Source organism: Halomonas sp. CnH100-B, from assembly GCF_024124605.1.
GTDB lineage: Bacteria > Pseudomonadota > Gammaproteobacteria > Pseudomonadales > Halomonadaceae > Vreelandella.
In genome coordinates this window covers 48,259-68,324 of sequence record NZ_JAMXRX010000007.1, presented here as the reverse complement: position 1 = coordinate 68,324, position 20,066 = coordinate 48,259, and the positions used below count along the sequence as shown (strand labels likewise).

The following is a 20,066-nucleotide window of genomic DNA, read 5'->3' as shown; positions in this document are numbered from 1 at the left end:
TTAACAAGCTATATTGCGTCGCAATACGGAATTAAACCGAATGAACAGGGCGTATCTTTTAGAGATACCGTCTTTTTTTTAGAAATTATCCGTTTCGCTAATAGTAAATAACGCACAATAGTGTAAGAAGTTTAGCCGGTTAAACGAAAGGTGAATGCCTTACATCCATAAAGGCAGCGATGGTGCCACTGCCCTTATTGGCACTTAGTTAATGGCCGTGAGTCGTCAGGGCCTCTTCGAGCCATCCTAGCTTCATTTGCGGCACCGACGCCAATAGCGTTTGCGTATACTCGTCGAAAGGCGGGCTCAACACGGTATCACGCTCGCCGTCACGCACCACACGCCCTTGGTGCATCACCGCAATGCTATCGGCAATCGCCTTGACGGTGGCCAAGTCGTGAGTGATGAACAGGTAGGCCACGTTTTCTTGCGCCTGTAGCCGCAACAGCAGCTTTAAAATACCATCGGCCACGAGCGGGTCGAGCGCGCTGGTGACCTCATCGCAGATGATGAGCTTCGGTTTGGCCGCCAGGGCACGCGCAATGCATACGCGCTGTTTTTGACCGCCCGACAGCTCGGCCGGATAGCGGTCCATAAACGCTTCCCCCAGCTCGATGGCGTCGAGCAGCTCGATCACCCGCTGACGGCGTGCTTGGCCTTTCAAGCCGAAGTAGAACGTGAGCGGGCGGCCGATGAGGGTGCCTACGGTGTGGCGCGGGTTCATGGCCACGTCCGCCATTTGATAAATCATCTGCAGTTCGCGCAGCGTCTCTTTATCACGTTTGGCGAGGGTGTTGGGCAGTGTGCTCCCGTCAAAGCGAAGCTGGCCCTGGTTGGGCGGCAGCAGCCCGGTGATGACCCGCGCCAGGGTGGATTTCCCCGACCCAGACTCCCCCACGATGGCCAGCGTTTGGCCTGCGCTCACCGAGAGATGAATGTCCTTCAACACGTTGCTTCCGCTTTGGTGGTACGCCGCACTGACGCCCTCGATGGCCAGCAGCGGCGTGGATGACGGCGTTTTCGGCGTATGCTCGATGGAACGCACCGACACCAGCGCTTGCGTATACGGCGCTTGAGGCGACTCAATGATGTGCGCGGTGCTGCCCATTTCGACTTTTTCCCCCTGCCGCAGCACGAGGAGGTCATCTGCGACTTGAGCGACCACGGCAAGGTCGTGGGTGATATAGAGTGCACCGACCCCCGTGGTTTTGATGGCCCGCTTGATGGCGGCCAGCACGTCGATTTGCGTGGTGACGTCAAGGGCCGTGGTGGGCTCGTCGAAAATGATCAGATCGGGCTTTGGACAGAGTGCCATCGCGGTCATGGCACGCTGTAGCTGCCCGCCCGATACCTGGTGCGGGTAGCGGTGGCCAAACTGTGCCGGGTCGGGTAGCCCAAGCTGCTCGAACAGTTCGATGGCTCGTGCCTCGGCCTCTTGGCGAGTGGCTAGGCGGTGGTACAGGGTGGTCTCGATGACCTGCTCCATCAGCGTGTGGGCGGGGTTGAACGCGGCTGCCGCTGACTGCGCCACGTAGCACACCGTTTTACCACGCAGCTGACGCAGTGCCTTTGGCGAGTCTTTCAAGATATCGCGGCCGTTCACCCACACTTCACCGCTCAAGCGAATATCGCCGCGTCCATAGCCCGCTGGCGACAAGCCAATGGTCGATTTGCCCGCGCCGGATTCACCAATCAGCCCCAGTACTTTGCCGCGCTCCAGGGTGAAGCTGACGTCGTTGACGATGCTGATCTCCCGGGGCGCTTCGCCGGGCGGGTAGGCCGTGGCTTCGATGGTTAAATGACGAATGTCTAACAGCGAATCAGCCACGGCGGCCTCCTTTTAGATCGGTGGTGTGTCGCAGCACCCAGTCGGCTACCAGGTTCACGGAAATGGCCAACAGCGCGATGGCCGCCGCAGGAATCAGCGCAGCGGGCACGCCAAAGACGATGCCTTGGCGGTTTTCACGCACCATGCTGCCCCAGTCGGCTTCCGGTGGTTGAACGCCGAGCCCCAAAAACGACAGCGAAGAGAGGAACAGGACGGCGAAAATGAACCGCAGGCCCAGCTCGGCCACTAGCGGGGTGAGCGCGTTGGGCAATATTTCTCGGAAGATGATCCAGACGTTGCCCTCGCCGCGCAGCCGAGCGGCTTCCACGAAGTCCATCACGTTGATGTTCACCGCGACCGCTCGAGAAATACGAAACACTCGGGTCGAATCGAGCACGCCCATGATCAAAATCAGCATGAGCAGCGTGCTGGGCATCACCGACAGAATGACCAGAGCAAAAATCAGCGTCGGGATCGACATGACGATATCGACACCGCGCGACATGAGTTGATCCACCCAGCCACCGTAGACCGCCGCCAGAATGCCCAGCACCGAGCCAATGGAGAACGCCAGCGCCGTGGCTAGCGCGGCAATGGTCATCGTGGTGCGGGCGCCGTAAATCAGCCGTGAGAGAAGGTCGCGGCCTAAATTGTCGGTGCCGAGCCAAAACTCTGCCGATGGCCCCATCCACATGTCGCCCACACTGTCGGCCATGGGGTAAGGGGCCAGCCAAGGGGCGAAGAGGGCCATCACTAAAAAGCCGAACGTGAGCAGCAGGCCGATCAGCGCAGTCACTGGCATCCGTTTCAGCAGCGTTAAACATATCGACATGGTGGTGCGTTCCTATCTAAAGACGGTGATCAGCGAGTTATTTGGGGTGGCGCAAGCGCGGGTTGGTGACGATGGCGATGATGTCCGCCAGCATGTTGAGTCCGATGTACACCGCTGCAAACAGTAGTCCCACCGCCTGTACCACCGGCACATCGCGCTTGGCGACGTGGTCGATCAGGTACTGACCCATGCCGGGGTAGACGAAGATCACCTCGACGACGACCACGCCAACGATCAAGAAAGCGAGGTTCAACATGACCACGTTGACGACGGGGGCAATGGCGTTGGGAAAGGCGTGTCGCGCAATGATGCGAAATAGCCCCAGCCCCTTGAGTTCGGCGGTTTCGATATAGGGGGACTGCATCACGCTTAAAATGGCCGCCCGCGTCATGCGCATCATGTGAGCTAGAATCACCAGCGTTAAGGTGGCGGCAGGCAGGACAATGGCGTGTAGCCGCTCGCCCAGACTCATGCCGCTATAGACGGTGGACACGCTAGGGAACCAGTTGAATTTCACGGCAAAGAGATAGATCAGCAAATAGCCGATGAAAAACTCGGGTAGCGAGATGGCCGTTAGCGTGGTGCCGGAAATGATGCGATCTGGCCAGCGATTCTGATAACGCACCGCCACGAGCCCCAAGAGAATGGCGAATGGCACGGCCACCACGGCCGTCCAAAACGCCAAGAACAGCGTATTCCCCGCCCGGCCCCACAGCGACTCGCCAATATCCTGGCGATTGGACAGGGCCGTGCCTAGATCGCCCTGTAGGATGCCGCCCAACCAATCGATGTAGCGCGCCCAGGCGGGTTGGTCGAGCCCTAGTTCACGACGTAGGTTCTCGAGGGCGTCAGGGGTGGCGCTCTGCCCAAGGATGGATTGCGCCACGTCGCCAGGCAGTAGCTGGGTGCCCACGAAGATCAGTACCGAGACGGCGAGAAGGAGTAACAGGCCCAGCGCCAAGCGCTGAGCGATCAGCTTGATAACGAAGGTGTTCATCACGAAGGTCCAGATTAAGAAGCCAGCGAGCGCTTCGAAAGCGCAAAGCCCGCTATCATCTCGCCCATGGGAGGCGCTGACCAGCCCCTAATGCGGTTTAATATTGCCTCACAGGCACTGCTGCCCCTCGGCAGGCGCGGGTCGAGCCGTTTAAACCGACCATTGGTGTCCGCCACGGCGGGTTGCTAACGTAAGAACGAATATGCCGCTATGCTATCGGTGTCGACCGGTAGGCGATGAGTAGCCAGCCAATAGACGGCGAAAGCTTCACGTGACGGCATTCAGAATCCGCTCAATCCATCAGGCCGAGAAGGCCTCAACTGCAAAGGACGTTGCATGCGCGCCCGTTTCTGCTCTCTTTTTCGTACCGGTGGTGTGTTGGCATTCACGCTGATGATGGCGGGTATGGGGCTGGATGCCCACGCGCAAACGCGCATTACTTATAAATCGGCACTTGCGGGCACGGCCTATCACCAAATGGGCAGCGAGCTTGCTAACGTCATTCGACAAGGCAGTGACGACGCTATCGTACTGACCAACGAAGAGAGCCAGGGGTCGGTGCAAAATGTTCAAGAAGTCATGACCCGGCAGGGGCGCTATGTATTCACGGCACCGCCTGCCCTCGTGGCTCAGGCCGTGGCGGGCGAAGGGCCGTTCGCTGGTCATGAGGATGAGCGGTTCGCGGCCATTCGTGGACTGTTTCCCATGCCGTCGCTGACCATGCACTTCGTCATGGCGGGGGACGATGGCACGGCATCGTTCGAGGCGTTACGCGGCCAGCATGTGCTGATTGGGCGTGGCACGTTTAGCGCCGGAGAGGCCGCTCGCTATTTTCAGCTCTTCGGTTTGGAAGGGAGGGTGCGCTTGGCCGATGCCTCGATCACCAACGGCCCAGAAGCGTTGAGAGAGGGCCTGATCGATGCGTTCGTCACGGCCAGTTCTTACCCTACACCCAACGTGATCGAGACGGCGTCGCTCGTGCCCATCACGCTCATTAGCTTGACCGCCGAGCAGATCGCTCAGACGGGGGCGGTACCCCAGGTCATTCCAGGAGGCACCTATCCCGGCATCGCCCAGCCCACCCACACGACGTCACGCCCCGTCATCGCATACACCACCGAGCAGATGGATGCAGAGACCGCGTATCGCCTTACGAAGCTCTTTTGGGAGCAAAAAGCGCGTCTCGCGGAGCAGGCCGCCTGGTGGGCGGGCGTCACGCCGGACCTGCTCGCTCATATGACGACACCGCTGCACCCCGGCGCTCTGCGTTACTACGACGAAGTGGGCACTGACTTACCCGTGCATGTCCGTTAAAAGATAGTAAAGCTCAGTGCAATGTACGCTGCGTATCCACCCAGTAGCGCGGTGCCTTCCCAGCGGGATAGGCGCATGCCGGTATAAAGAAAGAGCAGCAGCAGGCCTGCCGAGCCCAGCATCACCCACTGGTCAAACTGGCTCACCCGTTCGGCAATGGGCAGCGGCTGGAGAACGGCCGAGATGCCGAGAATCCCAAGCACGTTGAAGATGTTGCTGCCTAGGATGTTACCCACGGCGACATCGGCGTGACGGCGCAGCGCGGCAATTACTGACACGGCCATTTCTGGCAGTGATGTACCGACCGCGACGATGGTCAAGCCGATGACGGCTTCTGAAATCCCCATCGCTTGGGCAAGGCCAATCGCTCCATAAAGCAAGAGCTGCGAGCCACCAATCAACATGCCCAGCCCCACGACGAGAGCGGCGACGATCATGACGGTCGAGGTGGGAATGGCCGTGACTTCCTCCGCTTCGGCGGCGTGCATGTCGCCTTCCGGCATCGGCTGTTGGCGCTCGGTGCGGTAAGCCCACACCAGATAGGCAGTGAGGGCGGCTAGCAGTAGGGCCGCTTCCCAGCGACCCAGTGCACCGCTCCAGGCCAGTACGATAAACAGGACACTGGCGCCGACCACCACCACGCCGTCTCGCCGCAGCGCCAGGGGCTGAACGGTCATGGGGCAGATGGCGGCACACAGCCCTAAAATCAGTAACACGTTACCGATGTTACTACCGACGATATTGCCCACGGCGATGTCTGGCTGCTCGCGTATCGCGGCATCGATCGATACCACTAGCTCAGGCGCCGAGGTGCCAAAGCCCACGACCACCAATCCCGTGAGTAGTGGTGAAACCCCCATTCGCTTGGCACCAGCGACCGCACCGCGTATTAAAGCCTCCCCGCCGCCGAATAGCAGCACGATACCGGCCAGCAAGCTCAATCCATACAGCATGTGTCACTTCCTTCTCGATACGCTTGGACGTTTGCCAAGCTTAGGCCTCTAACAGTAGCTGGCTTCATGAGGCGTGCAAAGCCCTTTGCATCGGTCACATAAAAGAGACAAAGGGCGGGAAGAGGGCATGAGAAAAGCGGTCGCTTTCATACTGGAAAATAACGCTAAAAAGAGGCGCTTGGACGTATAAGGGCAGTGAGCAGGCACAAAAAAAGCACCCGTGGGTGCTTGATTTGTAGGGGTGTCTGGTGGAGGCGGCGGGAATTGAACCCGCGTCCGCCAGCACGCGCCCATTGGCTCTACATGCTTAGATTCCGTCATTTGCTTTAGCGCGACTGACTCCGACGGTCAGGATTCAGCCACGCGAGCCTTCTAAAGTTTAACGGTTGACGAGAAGACACCGCCAACCGCGGTCCTATCAGCTTTAGCTCATATCCCCGCAGCGATGAATAGGCACATCACCTTGGGGCCAGACAAGAAGCTAGCAGGGTTTAAGCTGCCAGCGCGCCTTGAGCGTAGTTTTCGTCGTTTGCGACTATTTTTCGTGATGTGGTATTTACGAGATACATCACGCTCTCGGCATGCACCGCAGGGTTTGTCACCGGCGTCGAAACCATGTCGCCCCCTTAGTCAAAGCCACATTCTAACGTGCTCACGGCAAATTGACCAGTTATGCCTTGTTATGTTCCCGCATAATTCGGCCTTTTTGGCGATTCCAGTCGCGATCTTTTTCGGTAGCCCGCTTGTCGTGAATTTTCTTACCGGTTACTAGCGCCAGTTCGCACTTTACCTTGTTACGCTTCCAGTAGAGCTTGAGCGGCACACAGGTGTGGCCCTTGTCCTGGGTGACCGAAAAGATTTTGGCGATCTCTTTACGATGCAGCAGCAGTTTACGAGTTCGCGTGGGGTCAGCAATTTCATGGGTGCTGGCCGTGTTCAGCGGCATGATATGACTGCCCAGCAGGAACGCTTCGCCGTTGCGAATCAAAATGTAGGTGTCGGTGAGCTGCGCTTTACCGGCGCGCAGGCTTTTTACTTCCCAGCCCGCCAGCGCCAAGCCCGCTTCGAAGGTTTCGTCGATATGGTACTCAAACCGTGCCTTCTTGTTCTGGGCAATGACACTGCTGCCGGGGCCCTTGCTGTTACCTTTCTTAGTGGCCATGGAACCTCATCGTTGATCTGTCAGTAGCACCCCCTTCGTTATGTGGGGAGGCGTGATACCATTCAAGGTCTGAAAAAATGTTTCCCATGATACGCTTTGGGCACTGTGAAGTCAGCGGAGAGGTCAATGCCAACCGTTAATCGTACCGCCTTGGTGCGGCACACCCCCCAACAAATGTTCGATTTGGTCAATGACTTCGAACGCTACCCCGAGTTCCTGCCGGGGTGCCGCCGGGCGCGTTTGCTCGAGCATGACGCTGATCATCTGATTGGTGAAATGACGCTTGGGCGCGCGGGCGTGGAGCAAACCATTACCACGCGCAACGACCTGTACGCGCCTGAGCGCATCGAGCTGTCGCTAGTGAAAGGGCCGTTCAAACAGCTCAAGGGTCGCTGGCTGTTTACGCCGATGGGCGAAGATGCCTGTAAGGTTAGTTTGGAAATGGAGTTCGTGTTCGCCAATCGGCTGCTGAGCATGGCGTTTGGCAAGCTGTTCCAGCAAATTGCCGGGCAACTGGTCGACGCGTTCACCAAGCGCGCCGATGAGATGTATGGCCGATAACCTGCTGAAGGTAGAGGTCGCCTTCGCATTACCCCACAAACAGCGCATCGTTGCGCTTGTGGTGCCTGAGGGCACGACCGCACGACAAGCCGTCGCGCTGGCCGATTTGCCTAGCCTGTTCCAAGAGGTACCCAGCGACACCTTCGCGCAGGCACCGCTGGGCATATTCGGCAAGGCCATTCGCCAGCCGGACAAAGAGACTCTGCGCGAGGGCGACCGTGTGGAAGTGTATCGCCCGCTACAGATCGACCCGAAAGCGGCCCGCCTAGAGCGGGCCAAGCGTCAGGCCAAAGGGCAGTAGCCCTGGCTTACTCGCCGGTAATGATGGGCTGTGGCTCGGGGGCCGTTTCCGGCGTGGGGGTACGCTGGCTGGGCAGCGTGTCCAGCGGGTCTGCGCCTTCCACGGCGGGGCCCATGCTGCCGTCGGTGCTGATCGGCAGATCACTGGATAAATCGCCTTCCTGTTCGATGTTCACCAAGCGGCCCGCGTTGTCGAACGTGAGCGTTACGCGGCGCTGCTCGACGCCCTCGTAGGCTTTGTCGACGCGGTAGACATAATCCCACTCACTGGAGTCGAACGGCGCTTCCAGCAGCGGGCGCCCCATGACGTAGGTCACCTGCTCTTGGGTCATACCCGGCTGGAGCTGGCTGACCATCTCCTGGGTGATCAGGTTGCCCTGGGGAATGTCGCGCTTGTAAACGCCAACGTAGCTGCAGCCGCTAACAACGGTCAGGGCAACGGAAAGAGTAATGATACGAGTCAATTTTTGCATTTGAGCCTGTTCTTCACTATCGTGGTTTCGGTCGATGATACCCGACCTAACCTGTTACTGCGAAGAGCAACCATGGCCGATCAGAACCATGAACTGCGCAAAGCCGGGCTGAAAGTGACCCTGCCGCGCGTCAAGATCCTGCAGATTCTCGAAAATGCTTCGGGTCAACACCACCTTAGCGCAGAAGAAGTGTATAAAACACTGATTGATGCGGGCGAGGATGTTGGCCTGGCAACCGTCTACCGCGTATTGACTCAATTCGAGTCGGCGGGCCTTGTGATTCGTCACAACTTCGACGGTGGTCACGCGGTCTTCGAGATGACCCAAGAGGACCACCACGACCATATGGTGTGTCTGGAAAGCGGTGAAATCATCGAATTCGTCGATGACATCATCGAGCGTCGCCAGCAAGAGATCGCCGAAGAGCACGGCTACGAGCTAGTGGACCATGCCCTGGTGCTGTACGTTCGCCCTCGCGGGTCTGATGTGACACGCCAGGATAGCGGCCCAACGAATCGCAAATAGCGAATCGTTAAGCGCAACGCCGTGTAAAAACGCCCCCAAAGTGCGAGTGAACGTATCACTGGCGCCCTGGGGGCGTTTTGTATTCAACGCAGGCCTAGGTACGCTGTGCCACCTGCGCGAGTCAGGTGGCGTGGGCTTGGATGCCGGGGAGATAGATGCCTGGGCGTTAGAGACCCTGGGAGTTAGTGGGGCGGGCGCTGGCTGGCGTGAAGCATTTCCCGCGCATGGGCCAGGGTTTGGTCGGACAGCGTCACGCCGCCCAGCATACGCGCCAGCTCGCTGATCCGGCCGCGCTCGTCCAGCAGCGCCATGTGGGTGAGCGTGGTGTCTCGCTTGGCGCGCTTTTCGATGTGCAGATGCTGGTGCGCTTGAGCGGCCACTTGAGGCAGGTGGGTCACGGTCATCACCTGACCGTTTTCCCCCAGCTTTCGCAGCAGTTGGCCGACGATTTCCGCCGTTGCCCCAGAAATACCCACGTCCACTTCATCGAAGACGAGGCTCGGAATCGTCGAATGCGACGCCGCCACCACTTGAATGGCCAAGCTGATGCGCGACAGCTCGCCCCCGGAAGCGACCTTGGTGAGCGGCCGGGCAGGTTGGCCCGGGTTGGCGCTGATCAGGAATTGCACATGGTCCAAGCCCTCGGGGGAAGGCGTTTCGCGCGGGGTAACGTCCACTTCGAAGCGTGCTTTGCCCATGGCCAAGAAGGCCAACTGCTGCTGTACCTCTTTGCCCAGACGCACGGCGGCCTTCTGACGTGCTTCGGTGAGCTGCTTGGCCTCGCTGCGGTAACGCTCGCGGTACTCGGCCACTTGGCTGCTGAGGGCTTCTAGATCGTCATCGCTGGCTTCGAGCTGCGCCACTTCCTGTTTGAGTTGGGCATGCAGCGCACAAATCTCTTCGGGAGCGACGTGGTGCTTACGGGCAATGCGGTGTACGTCGCCCATCCGCTCCTCTACCCACGCCAGCCGCTCTGGGTCCAGTTCGGTAGTGCTGGCCAGTCGGTGCAGCTCACTGGCGGCTTCTTCGACTTGAATGCGTGCATCGCTCAACATGGTAAGCGTGTTGGCAAGCGTGCCTTTATCGCTGCCGGGCAGTGCGCTCAGGTGGGCGTAGGCTTGGTTGAGAAGCGACAGGGCGCCCCCTTCATCGCTTTCGCAGCAGTCGGCGGCAAACTGGGTTTCACGCAGGGTCTCTTCGGCGTGGGCCAGGGTGTGCTGCTCCTCTTCCAAGGTTTGCAGCTCGCCTTCGGCAAGGCCTAGCTGATCCAGCTCCTCGACTTGATAGCGCAGCAGTTGGCGTTTGGCCTCGACTTCGCTGCCCTCTTCACTGAGTTTTTTCAGCCGACGGCGAGCGCTGCGCCACTCGCGGAACGTCTCGGCGAGCTGCTGGCTGCGTTCGCGAAGTCCGGCGTAATCATCCAGTAGCGCCAAGTGCGTCTCTTCCCGCATCAAGGCTTGGTGGGCATGCTGGCCATGAATCTGAATCAACTGTTCGCCGAGGGATTTCAAATCGGCAATGGTCGCCGGGTGGCCGTTGATCCACGCCTTGGAGCGGCCGTTGGCAGTGACCACGCGGCGCAGCAGGCACTCGTCGGCGGGCAGTTCGCGGGCCACCAGCCATTCGGTAGCGGCGGGCAGATGCTGAATATCGAAACGGGCGGAGAGATCGGTTCGCTCGCAGCCGTGGCGCACGCTACCCGCATCGGCGCGCTCGCCCAGGCAGAGCCCCAGGGCACCCAACAGAATGGATTTACCCGCCCCAGTTTCGCCCGTAATGGCGGTCATGCCCCGGGTCAGGTCGAGTTCGAGACGATCAACGATCGCGTAGTCTTGGATCGCTAGCTGCGTAAGCATAAGACCTCCTGAGGCGGTGCGGCACAGAAGCTGGATACTTATCCAATAATTGTTGTTTTATACAGTAGTCGATAACTCACTTCAATGCCCCTCTTGAGATGGCTTTTATGGCCCCCATATAGGCTGCATACGTGGTTAACACCCGCTACTTAACTCAGGTGGCCGCCACCGGCACCGTTACTTATTTCAGGAGCAAGGCATGGCAAAAGAACCGCAAACCCCGTTGGAAGATGAGCTGGCACGCCAAGAGCAGGAAGCAGAGGTCATCGACCAATCTGCCGAGGAGCGGTTGGTGGAAGGCGAGCTGGAAGGGCTGATCGATGACGATGCGCCGCTGGAAGGCAGCGCCGGCAGCCCCGAAGCCGACGTGTTGGCCGCCCAGGTAGAAGAGCTGGAGCAGAGCCTAGCGGAAGCCAAAGACCAAGCGCTGCGCGCCGCTGCCGAGGCTCAAAACGTTCGCCGCCGGGCGGAGCAAGAAGCCGAAAAAGCGCGCAAGTTTGCCCTGGAGAAGTTCGTCAAAGAGCTGTTGCCCGTGGTGGATAGCCTTGAGAAAGCCTTGGAAAGCATGCAGGACGACGCGTCCGACGTGCATCGTGAAGGTGTCTCCATGACCCTCAAAATGCAGCTAGACGTGCTGAGCAAATTTGGCGTCGAAAGCATCGAGCCCCAGGGCGAGCCCTTCGACCCACAGGTGCATGAAGCCATGGCGATGGTGCCGAACCCAGAGCTCGACCCCAACACTGTGATGGATGTGATGCAGAAGGGCTATCTGCTGAACGGCCGCCTCGTGCGCCCTGCCATGGTCGTGGTCAGCCAAAAAGCGAATTAAGCCGCGTTGACGCATTGCAGTAAAAAAAGCCCTTGAAATGCTGCAAGCGGCCCCCAAATAAAGGGCAACCCGCGGGAAAACCCGCAGACGCCAAGTAAGTAACAGCGGCGTAAAACATCAGTTTTGTTTCAACCGAATTCGAGGTTTTTGCTATGGGACGCATTATTGGTATCGACCTGGGCACCACTAACTCTTGTGTGGCCGTGCTCGATGGTGACAGCGCTAAAGTCATTGAAAACGCCGAAGGCGGTCGTACCACGCCTTCCATCATTGCCTACACCGACGACGGCGAAACCCTGGTAGGTCAGGCCGCCAAGCGCCAGGCCGTGACCAACCCGGAAAACACCCTTTACGCCATCAAGCGTCTGATCGGCCGTCGCTTCAAAGACGACGTCGTTCAAAAAGACATCAAGATGGTGCCCTACAAAATCGCTGAAGCCGATAACGGCGATGCGTGGGTAGAAGTGAAAGGCAAAAAAATGGCACCGCCGCAGGTAAGCGCGGAAGTGCTGAAGAAAATGAAGAAGACCGCCGAAGACTATCTCGGCGAAGCGGTCACCGAAGCGGTCATCACCGTACCGGCCTACTTCAACGACAGCCAGCGTCAGGCTACTAAAGATGCGGGCCGCATTGCCGGTCTGGACGTCAAGCGCATCATCAACGAGCCGACCGCCGCAGCGCTTGCCTACGGCATGGACAAATCCCGTGGTGATAAAACCATCGCGGTGTACGATCTGGGTGGCGGTACCTTCGATATCTCCATCATCGAAGTCGCCGACGTTGATGGCGAAACGCAGTTCGAAGTGTTGGCGACCAACGGCGACACCTTCCTGGGCGGTGAAGATTTCGACCTGGCGCTGATCAACTATCTGGTTGACCAGTTCAAGTCGGACAGCGGCATCGATCTGTCTGGCGACAACCTAGCTATGCAGCGTCTGAAAGAAGCCGCCGAGAAAGCCAAGATCGAGCTTTCCAGCGCGCAGCAGACCGACGTGAACCTGCCGTACATCACCGCCGACAACACTGGCCCGAAACACCTCAACGTGAAGGTGACCCGTGCCAAGCTGGAGTCGCTGGTCGAAGACCTGGTTCAGCGTTCGCTCGAGCCGTGCAAAATGGCGCTGAAAGATGCAGGCCTGTCCGCGTCTGAAATCGACGAAGTGATTCTGGTCGGCGGTCAGACCCGTATGCCGATGGTTCAGAAGAAAGCGGCAGACTTCTTCGGTAAAGAAGCGCGTAAAGACGTGAACCCGGACGAAGCAGTGGCCGTGGGTGCTGCGATTCAGGGCGGTGTTCTGGGTGGCGACGTTAAAGACGTACTGCTGCTCGACGTGACCCCGCTGACCCTGGGTATCGAAACCCTGGGTGGCGTGATGACGCCGCTGATCGACAAGAACACCACCATCCCGACCAAGAAGACCCAAACCTTCTCGACCGCGGATGACAACCAGACTGCCGTGACCATTCACGTCGTCCAGGGTGAGCGTAAGCAAGTGTCGCAGAACAAGTCGCTGGGTCGCTTCGACCTCGCCGACATTCCGCCGGCACCGCGCGGTGTACCGCAGATCGAAGTGGCGTTCGACCTCGATGCCAACGGTATCCTGAACGTGTCTGCCAAAGACAAGGCAACCGGCAAAGAGCAGTCCATCGTCATCAAAGCGTCCAGCGGCCTCTCCGATGAAGAGATCGAGCAAATGGTACGCGACGCTGAAGCCCACGCGGACGAAGATAAAAAGTTCGAAGCGCTGGTGCAGCTGCGTAACCAAGCGGACGGCATGATTCACGCCACTCGCAAGACCGTTCAAGAAGCGGGCGACAAGGCGACCGATGACGAGAAACAGGCCATCGAAAACGCCATCGCCGAGCTGGAAGAAGCGGTGAAAACCGATGACCAGGACGATATCCAGAAGAAACTGGATGCGCTGACCGAAGTGTCCGGCCAGCTGGCGCAGAAGATGTACGCCGAGCAGGCAGACGCCGCGCAGGCGGGTGGTGAAGGTGCAGAAGAGGCCAACACCAAGCAGGACGATGACGTGGTTGACGCCGAGTACGAAGAAGTCAACGACGACAAGAAGAAGCAGTAACCCACCTCTTTCTGCCAAGGAAAGCGGTGACGCGGGAGGCAACTCCCGCGTTGCTGTTTCCGCGGCCGAGACGCCTATAGTGCGTAGCTAACCAGGAGGCGTAGGACCCATGTCCAAACGCGATTATTACGAAGTCCTGGGTGTCGAAAAAGGGGCCGATCAGAAAGAGATCAAAAAGGCCTATCGCCGTCTGGCGCAAAAATTCCACCCTGATCGAAACCCGGACGATAACACCGCAGCGGAAAAATTCCGTGAAGTGTCGGAAGCCTACGAAGTCTTGAGCGACGGCGAGAAACGCGCGGCCTACGACCAGTTTGGTCATGCCGGTGTGGATGGCCAGGGCGGCGGCTTTGGCGGCGGTGGCTTCGGTGGCGGCGGCGCTGGCGATTTCAGCGACATCTTCGGCGATGTGTTTGGCGATATCTTCGGTGGCGGCGGTGGCCGTCGTCGTGGGCCCAACGCACCCGCACGGGGTTCCGACCTGCGCTACAACTTAGAGCTGGATCTAGAGAGTGCGGTGGCGGGCACCACGGTGGATATCCGCGTCCCGCGCCATATCGAGTGTGACCGCTGTGACGGCGGCGGTGCCGAGCCGGGCTCCACCAAAGAGACCTGCCCCACCTGCCACGGCCACGGTCAGGTACGCATGCAGCAGGGCTTCTTCGCGGTTCAGCAAACCTGCCCGACCTGTCACGGCAGTGGCCAGCACATCAAAGTGCCGTGCCACAAATGTAACGGCGAAGGCCGCGTGCGTGAAACCCGCACGCTCTCGGTGAAGATTCCGCCGGGTGTGGATACCGGCGACCGTATTCGTCTCAACGGCGAAGGCGAGAGCGGCGTGAACGGTGGCCCGGCGGGCGATCTGTACGTTCAGGTTTCCATCAAGCCGCACCACATCTTCAAGCGTGACGGTAAACACCTGCAGTGCGACGTGCCGATCAATTTCGTCGATGCAGCACTCGGTGGCGAGTTGGAAGTGCCCACGCTGGATGGCCGCGTGAAGCTGAAGATTCCGCCGGAAACCCAAACCGGCAAACTCTTCCGCCTACGCGGTAAAGGCGTGAAGCCCGTTCGCGGCGGCGCCCCCGGCGACCTGCTGTGCAAAGTAGTGCTGGAAACGCCCGTCAACCTCAACGACGAGCAGAAAGACCTGCTTCGCCAACTGCAAGAGAGCTTCGATGGCAGCAACAGCCACAGCCACTCGCCGAAGAAAACCGGTTTCTTCGACAGCGTGAAGAAGTTCTTTGAAGAGATGAAGCCGTAAGAACCCAGAGCGCTTTGAGGTAACAGCCCCAGCACCCCGGTGCTGGGGCTTTTTTATCTGCATCAACGCAGCAGGTGATCCATCCGCCACGACAAAGCCAGCGGATCAGGCTGGCTGTGCTTAGCTCTGGGGAGTATGACCGCTTGGCCATCCAACTGATGAAGCCATGCGTTGTCTGGCATCAGTTCATCAAGAGTGGGGCTGACATGCCACTTATGATCGGGGCCAGGGGCAATCAGGTAGTTGTCCATTGCCCAGTGCAAGTTCGGTGTTAGTGCTAACCCGTTGGAGGGCCGGTCATCGAAGCTCTCGGCAAAGGGAATCAAGTGAGCGGCCTCCACGAGGTAGCGATAGTCTGGTGTAATAAAGCGTAAACGAGTGGCCGCACAGCGATAGTCGTAAGCTTCCAGCACCAACATGCGAAATGCTGCAGAGCGTGCCTGCTGTTGAGCATTCTCTGTTACCTCGCCAACTAAGCGATCAGTTTGTTTCTCGTACTCGCCACTAGCAAAAGCGTTATTTAAGTAAACATTGAGATCGTTTTGCTGGTCAGAGCGAGCGAAATAGTGCGTCACGATGAGGGCGCAGGCCGAACGGGCGGTCGATGGATCTTGAAAGGCATTGAATAACGCTGGATCAAGCGTTGCCTCGGTGAACAGTGTAGAGAGCTTTTTAAGTGATTTCGGCTGCCCGATGCTGTCCGCGACATTGGCAATACTGCTCTCGAAGTTGGGTTCCCAAAGAGCACCTGTAACTCCTTGATCGCTCTTTAAGTGCCAAAGCGGTAAGTGAGGGTTGGCGGCATGCCGATCGCCGGTGGCTATCTCATACAGATCGAAATAGCGCGCAATTAAACGATCATCAATATACACCTGGGGTGTTGAAATATGGCCGCGTTGAATTTCGCATAGGATTGCGAGCAATAAGCAAGGTTTATTCGCTGCCAATTGGCCCCGGCTTCGGCCAGCGCGGAGGTTGGTCAGGCAGGTGAGCGTTACATCTTCCATTTTGTTCTCAAGTTCGGTTAAACCTGCGAAGTATTGTCTTGTGCTCAATAACGACCTTCTTGCCAAAAATGATCCACGTAGAAGGTACTGGATGCGTTAATGACACGTATTTTACGTCACAATAACAGCATCCGCTTATCAGTCGCTGGACGCTAACGAATGAAGGAAGTCACCTAATGCCTTTGGATGCTGTTGATCGCCCCTACGTAGGGATTTGGCTGCGCGTGCTGTCGGGGGTGCTGTTTACGGGCATGCTGGTGTGTATCAAAGCCGTGAGCGATGAGGTGCCGGTGGGGCAGTCGGTATTTTTCCGTTCGCTGTTTGCGCTGTTGCCGATCGTGGTGTTTCTGGCCCTACGCCGGGAGTTTCCTCAGGGGTTGGCGACCCGGCGGCCATTGGGCCATGCCTTGCGTTCAGGATTGGGCGCGGCGGCGATGTTTGCCTCGTTTGCCGCTGTGGCGGTGTTGCCGGTAGCAGAGACCACGCTGCTGGCGCAGTTGACGCCTATTTTTATGGCACTAGGCGGTGTACTGCTGTTGGGCGAGCGCTTTACGTGGGTGCGTGCGCTGGCCATGGGGCTGGCGATGGGGGGAATGGCCGTACTGGTGTTGCCGAACGTGGGCGGTGCTTCCCAGTCGGGCCAGCTGGTGGGCTATCTATTGGCGGTGCTGAGCGCGGTGCTAACGGCGGGCGCGTTACTGACCGTGCGGCGCATTTCGCGCACGGAAACGGCAGGCGCTATCGCATTTTACTTCATTTTAGTGTCGGCCTTGGCGGGGCTGGCGACGCTGCCGCTGGGCTGGGCAGCGTTAAGCCTAGAGGTGTTGAGCCTGCTCGTGCTGGCGGGGCTGTTGGGCGGGGCGGCGCATATCGCGATGACGCTGGCATTTCGCTATGCCGAGGCGTCGCGGTTAGCGCCGTTCGAGTACCTCGCCTTGCTATGGCCGGTGTTGGCAGATTGGTTGTTATTCGATATTCCGGCCTCGCACCACTTCTTCTTGGCGCTGCCTTTGATGTTGGGCGGTGTCGTCTTGGCGGCGCTGGAAGGTAAGCGCCTTAAATGGCCTCTTCGACGATAAGCTGAGGCCGCCCTTTCGAGCAGGGCTCGATGCGAGCGTTCACGTGGTAAACGCTGCGCAGCAGCTCGGGGGTAATGACGTCCTCCGTGGCGCCGCAGGCGATCAACCTGCCTTGTTCCAAGACCATGGCGTGATCGGTAAAGCGCAGGGCGTGGCCAATGTCGTGTAGGGCGACCAGGATCAGCATTTGCCGCTCGTCGGCTAGGCGTCTCAGTACGCTCAACAGGCTAATTTGCCGGTTGAGATCGAGCGCGGACGTGGGCTCGTCCAGCATGAGGATTTCAGGCTCCTGCACCAGCGCCTGGGCGGCGCTCACTAGCTGGCGCTGGCCGCCGCTCAAATCGCCGATGTCACGCTCGGCCAGCGCGCTAATGTTCAGCTCGGCAAGCGCTTTGTCCACTTGGGCAAGGTCGCCTGCTTGTACCGTCAGGCTACGCCCTTGCATGCGGGCCAACAGCACGGACTCATACACCGATAAGACGGCTTTGGCACCGGTGTCCTGGGGCATGTAGGCCACGGGCCGCTCGGCGGTGGTGTGCGAAATGAGCACGTCGCCGCTGCCTTTCAGCAACCCTAGAATGCGACGGAACAGCGTCGATTTGCCTGCCGCGTTGGGGCCAAGCAGCGCCACGACTTGCCCGCCTTGAAAGCAGGGCGTGGAGATGTCGTGAACAATGGTTTTGCGCCCATAGCGGGCGCACACGTTCTTGAGCTGTAGCGTTACCATGCGGCCTTCTTGTGATTGAGCACGAGGAAAAGGAAGAAGGGAATGCCCACGAGCGACGTGATGATGCCGATGGGAATGATGGTGCCGGGAATGATGATCTTCGACAGCACCGACCCCACCGAGAGAATCAGCGCCCCGCACAGGGCCGAGCCGGGCAGGAAGAAGCGCTGATCTTCGCCCAGCAGCATACGGGCAATGTGCGGGCCCACCAGGCCAATGAAGCCAATCGTACCGACGAAGGCAACGGCGATGGCGGCCAGCAGCGACACAAGCACCAATACCTCTAGGCGCAGCGCGCGAGGGTTAACGCCCATGCTCTCCGCTTTGGCATCCCCTAAACGCATGGCGGTGAGCGCCCAGCCGTGGCGTGCCAAAAGCGGCATTACCAGGGCGAGTACGCCAAGCGCGATCCAGAACTTTGGCCAGGTGGCTTTGGTGAGGCTGCCCATCGTCCAGAACACCACGGCGGCCACGGCCTCTTGGCTGGCAAAGAACTGAATCAGCGCCATCAGCGAGTTGAAGATGAACACCATCGCAATGCCGAGTAGCACGATGGTTTCCACGGTGACGCCGCGTTTGAGGCTCAGCGCGTGAATCAAAAACGCGGTGAACATGGCCATCAGAAACGCGTTGATGGGCACCACGTATTCGATGGCGGTGGGGATGATGGCCACACCAAAGGCCAAGCCCAGGGCAGCACCGAAGCTGGCGCCTGCGGATATCCCCAGCGTGAACGGGCTGGCGAGCGGGTTGCTGAGGATGGTCTGCATCTGCGCGCCCGCCACCGAGAGGCTAGCCCCCACGACGATGGCCATGAGCGCGACTGGCATACGAATGTCCCACAGAATGACTCGCGCCTGCTGGCTGACGGCATCGGGAGTCACCAGCGCAGCGACCACTTCGGCCAAGCTGAAACGGGCGGGGCCGAGTGCCAAATCCACACAGAGACTGAGCAGCAGCGCGAGGGTCAGCCCCACCAGAATCAGCTGTCGACGCCACACTTGAGCGCGATAGAACGTGCGTCCGGCGGTTGGGTGGGCGACGTTGGCATTACTCATCATGAAGCGTTATCCAGTAGCCGGGCTGATAGTCGATCGGCAGAAACCGGTCGTGAAGCTCTTCCAAGGTGGCTTCGGGGTCTAAATCTTCAAACAGCTCGGGATGGAACCACTTGGCCAGCTGCTGTACGGCAACGAAGTAGTAGGGGCTGTTATAGAACTGGTGCCAAATCGCGTGAACGTTCCCTGTTTCGACGGCGTCGATGCCGGTCATGGCGGTGCGGGTCGTTAACGCTTGCAGTTTTTCCCGTGCCTGCGCCTGGTCGGCGCCGGGACCAACACCAACCCAGTCACCGCCTGGCACGTAGGCATCCCAACTGCCGCCCGTGACCACCACGTGCTGCGGGTTGGCGGCGATGATTTGCTCGGGGTTGAGGTTGCCAAAGCTGGCGGGGATGATGCCGTCGGCGATGTTGGTGCCGCCTGCCAGCGTCACGTACTCGCCAAAGTTGGCAGGGCCGAAGCTCATGCAGCACTCATCCGAATAGCCGCCTGCACGGTCGACGAAGACCCGTGGTCGTTCGGGATTGGCTTGCTCGATGACCTCCGTAACCCGGGCGAGCTGCGCTTCGGCAAAGGTGATGAACTCCTCGGCAGCGGCCTCGTCGTTCATCAACTGGCCGATCAGACGCATCGATGGAATGGTGTTCTCGATGGGGTCTTCGCGGAAGTCCACGTACACGATGGGAATGTCCAGTTCCGCGAGCTTGTCATCGTAGGCGGCATCCTCGGTGGCTGCTTTTGCCTCGATGTTCATCAGAATCAGGTCGGGATTCAGCGACGCCGCTTGTTCGACATCGAAGGTGCCATCTTTGAAGCCTCCAAAGGTGGGAATCGAAGCCATCTCGGGGAAGCGCTCTAAGTAGCGCTGGTAGTTGTCAGGGTCTGCTTGTGAAAAGTCTTCTCGCCAGCCCACCACGTGGGCCAGTGGTGCGTCGGGTTCGAGCATGCCCAGCAGATAGATTTGCCTGCCTTCGCCCAGGATGACGCGTTCGGCAGGGGCGTCTAGGGTGATCTGTCGGCCAGCAATATCAGTGACCGTGATGGGCGCCGCGATAGCCGACGCGCAAACGAGAGATGTCAGCGCACCGACGAAAGGAAGAGAGAGACGTAACAGCATAGTGGCATTGGTTACCTGAGTTCTTTAGCGTCTACGCTAACGATGAATGTTTAATCAAACATAGATGTTGATGTTAATTGCTATTCTCATGTCGGCA

Annotated in this window: 19 protein-coding genes and 1 other RNA gene; 8 read left to right on the top strand and 12 right to left on the bottom strand. The window is 59.0% G+C overall.

The genetic code is table 11. The annotated features are described in order from the left end of the window. Positions 1-208 precede the first annotated feature (208 nt). The 3 genes from NH398_RS15320 to NH398_RS15310 are packed head-to-tail and all read right to left on the bottom strand — an operon-like array spanning position 209 to position 3,657. Positions 209-1,828, bottom strand: a complete 1,620-nt coding sequence (locus NH398_RS15320; RefSeq protein ID WP_253019183.1) for an ABC transporter ATP-binding protein — start codon at positions 1,826-1,828, stop codon at positions 209-211. Next, positions 1,821-2,660, bottom strand: a complete 840-nt coding sequence (locus NH398_RS15315) for an ABC transporter permease (RefSeq protein WP_253019182.1) — start codon at positions 2,658-2,660, stop codon at positions 1,821-1,823. Before NH398_RS15315 ends, NH398_RS15320 begins: the two co-directional genes overlap by 8 nt. 37 nt (positions 2,661-2,697) lie before the next feature. Next, a complete protein-coding gene (locus tag NH398_RS15310) occupies positions 2,698-3,657 on the bottom strand; it encodes an ABC transporter permease (protein WP_253019181.1) in 960 nt (319 codons plus the stop codon). A 336-nt stretch (positions 3,658-3,993) separates the two neighbouring features. On the opposite strand from NH398_RS15310, the gene NH398_RS15305 reads away from it, so the two are divergent. Then, on the top strand, positions 3,994-4,971 hold the full coding sequence (locus tag NH398_RS15305; RefSeq protein WP_159340729.1) for a TAXI family TRAP transporter solute-binding subunit: 978 nt from the start codon (positions 3,994-3,996) through the stop codon (positions 4,969-4,971). On the opposite strand, the gene NH398_RS15300 is transcribed toward NH398_RS15305, so the two are convergent. The 3 genes from NH398_RS15300 to smpB all read right to left on the bottom strand — a co-directional run bounded on the left by NH398_RS15300 (position 4,968) and on the right by smpB (position 7,086). Beyond that, positions 4,968-5,924, bottom strand: coding sequence for a calcium/sodium antiporter (locus NH398_RS15300; protein ID WP_159340730.1), 957 nt, complete (start codon positions 5,922-5,924; stop codon positions 4,968-4,970). The genes NH398_RS15305 and NH398_RS15300 overlap by 4 nt on opposite strands. Positions 5,925-6,170: 246 nt before the next feature. Then, positions 6,171-6,550: a transfer-messenger RNA gene (gene ssrA / locus NH398_RS15295) on the bottom strand. Between the two features lie 44 nt (positions 6,551-6,594). After that, entirely contained in the window at positions 6,595-7,086 is a 492-nt protein-coding gene (smpB, locus tag NH398_RS15290) for an SsrA-binding protein SmpB (RefSeq protein WP_062360527.1), read from the bottom strand. A 126-nt stretch (positions 7,087-7,212) separates the two neighbouring features. Between smpB and NH398_RS15285 the strand changes: the two genes are divergently transcribed. Beyond that, a complete protein-coding gene (locus NH398_RS15285) occupies positions 7,213-7,647 on the top strand; it encodes a type II toxin-antitoxin system RatA family toxin (protein WP_159340779.1) in 435 nt (144 codons plus the stop codon). Then, positions 7,637-7,948 carry an RnfH family protein gene (locus tag NH398_RS15280; RefSeq protein WP_159340780.1) on the top strand — a complete coding sequence of 104 codons (312 nt, stop codon included), beginning with the start codon at positions 7,637-7,639 and terminating at the stop codon, positions 7,946-7,948. Before NH398_RS15285 ends, NH398_RS15280 begins: the two co-directional genes overlap by 11 nt. A gap of 7 nt (positions 7,949-7,955) precedes the next feature. On the opposite strand, the gene bamE is transcribed toward NH398_RS15280, so the two are convergent. Beyond that, positions 7,956-8,420 carry an outer membrane protein assembly factor BamE gene (gene bamE, locus NH398_RS15275; RefSeq protein ID WP_159340781.1) on the bottom strand — a complete coding sequence of 155 codons (465 nt, stop codon included), beginning with the start codon at positions 8,418-8,420 and terminating at the stop codon, positions 7,956-7,958. A gap of 72 nt (positions 8,421-8,492) precedes the next feature. Between bamE and fur the strand changes: the two genes are divergently transcribed. Next, complete coding sequence (gene fur, locus NH398_RS15270) at positions 8,493-8,945, top strand: ferric iron uptake transcriptional regulator (RefSeq protein ID WP_016915905.1); 453 nt, start codon at positions 8,493-8,495, stop codon at positions 8,943-8,945. Positions 8,946-9,127: 182 nt separating this feature from the next. Here the strand turns inward: fur and recN are convergent, their stop codons facing one another. Then, complete coding sequence (gene recN, locus NH398_RS15265; RefSeq protein ID WP_253019180.1) at positions 9,128-10,801, bottom strand: DNA repair protein RecN; 1,674 nt, start codon at positions 10,799-10,801, stop codon at positions 9,128-9,130. Positions 10,802-11,000: 199 nt separating this feature from the next. On the opposite strand from recN, the gene grpE reads away from it, so the two are divergent. From grpE to dnaJ, 3 genes are all read left to right on the top strand, one after another. Continuing rightward, entirely contained in the window at positions 11,001-11,630 is a 630-nt protein-coding gene (grpE, locus tag NH398_RS15260) for a nucleotide exchange factor GrpE (protein ID WP_253019179.1), read from the top strand. Between the two features lie 152 nt (positions 11,631-11,782). Then, positions 11,783-13,714 (top strand): molecular chaperone DnaK, encoded by a 1,932-nt coding sequence (gene dnaK / locus NH398_RS15255; protein ID WP_159340784.1) that lies wholly within the window; start codon positions 11,783-11,785, stop codon positions 13,712-13,714. A 109-nt stretch (positions 13,715-13,823) separates the two neighbouring features. Then, on the top strand, positions 13,824-14,978 hold the full coding sequence (gene dnaJ / locus NH398_RS15250; protein ID WP_159340785.1) for a molecular chaperone DnaJ: 1,155 nt from the start codon (positions 13,824-13,826) through the stop codon (positions 14,976-14,978). 62 nt (positions 14,979-15,040) lie between these two features. Here the strand turns inward: dnaJ and NH398_RS15245 are convergent, their stop codons facing one another. Then, the gene (locus tag NH398_RS15245) at positions 15,041-15,985 is read right to left on the bottom strand and encodes an HNH endonuclease (protein ID WP_253019178.1); all 945 of its coding nucleotides are present in this window, start codon (positions 15,983-15,985) and stop codon (positions 15,041-15,043) included. Positions 15,986-16,161: 176 nt separating this feature from the next. Here NH398_RS15245 and NH398_RS15240 point away from each other — a divergent pair, with 176 nt between their 5' ends. Beyond that, positions 16,162-17,064: a DMT family transporter gene (locus NH398_RS15240; protein ID WP_253019177.1), complete on the top strand. Its 903-nt coding sequence runs from the start codon at positions 16,162-16,164 to the stop codon at positions 17,062-17,064. Here the strand turns inward: NH398_RS15240 and NH398_RS15235 are convergent. The 3 genes from NH398_RS15235 to NH398_RS15225 are packed head-to-tail and all read right to left on the bottom strand — an operon-like array spanning position 17,042 to position 19,969. Further along, positions 17,042-17,791, bottom strand: coding sequence for an ABC transporter ATP-binding protein (locus tag NH398_RS15235; protein WP_253019176.1), 750 nt, complete (start codon positions 17,789-17,791; stop codon positions 17,042-17,044). The genes NH398_RS15240 and NH398_RS15235 overlap by 23 nt on opposite strands. Then, positions 17,785-18,852: an iron ABC transporter permease gene (locus NH398_RS15230; RefSeq protein ID WP_153843164.1), complete on the bottom strand. Its 1,068-nt coding sequence runs from the start codon at positions 18,850-18,852 to the stop codon at positions 17,785-17,787. The genes NH398_RS15235 and NH398_RS15230 overlap by 7 nt, the downstream gene beginning before the upstream one ends. Then, positions 18,842-19,969, bottom strand: a complete 1,128-nt coding sequence (locus tag NH398_RS15225; RefSeq protein ID WP_253019175.1) for an ABC transporter substrate-binding protein — start codon at positions 19,967-19,969, stop codon at positions 18,842-18,844. Before NH398_RS15225 ends, NH398_RS15230 begins: the two co-directional genes overlap by 11 nt. Positions 19,970-20,066: the final 97 nt, after the last annotated feature.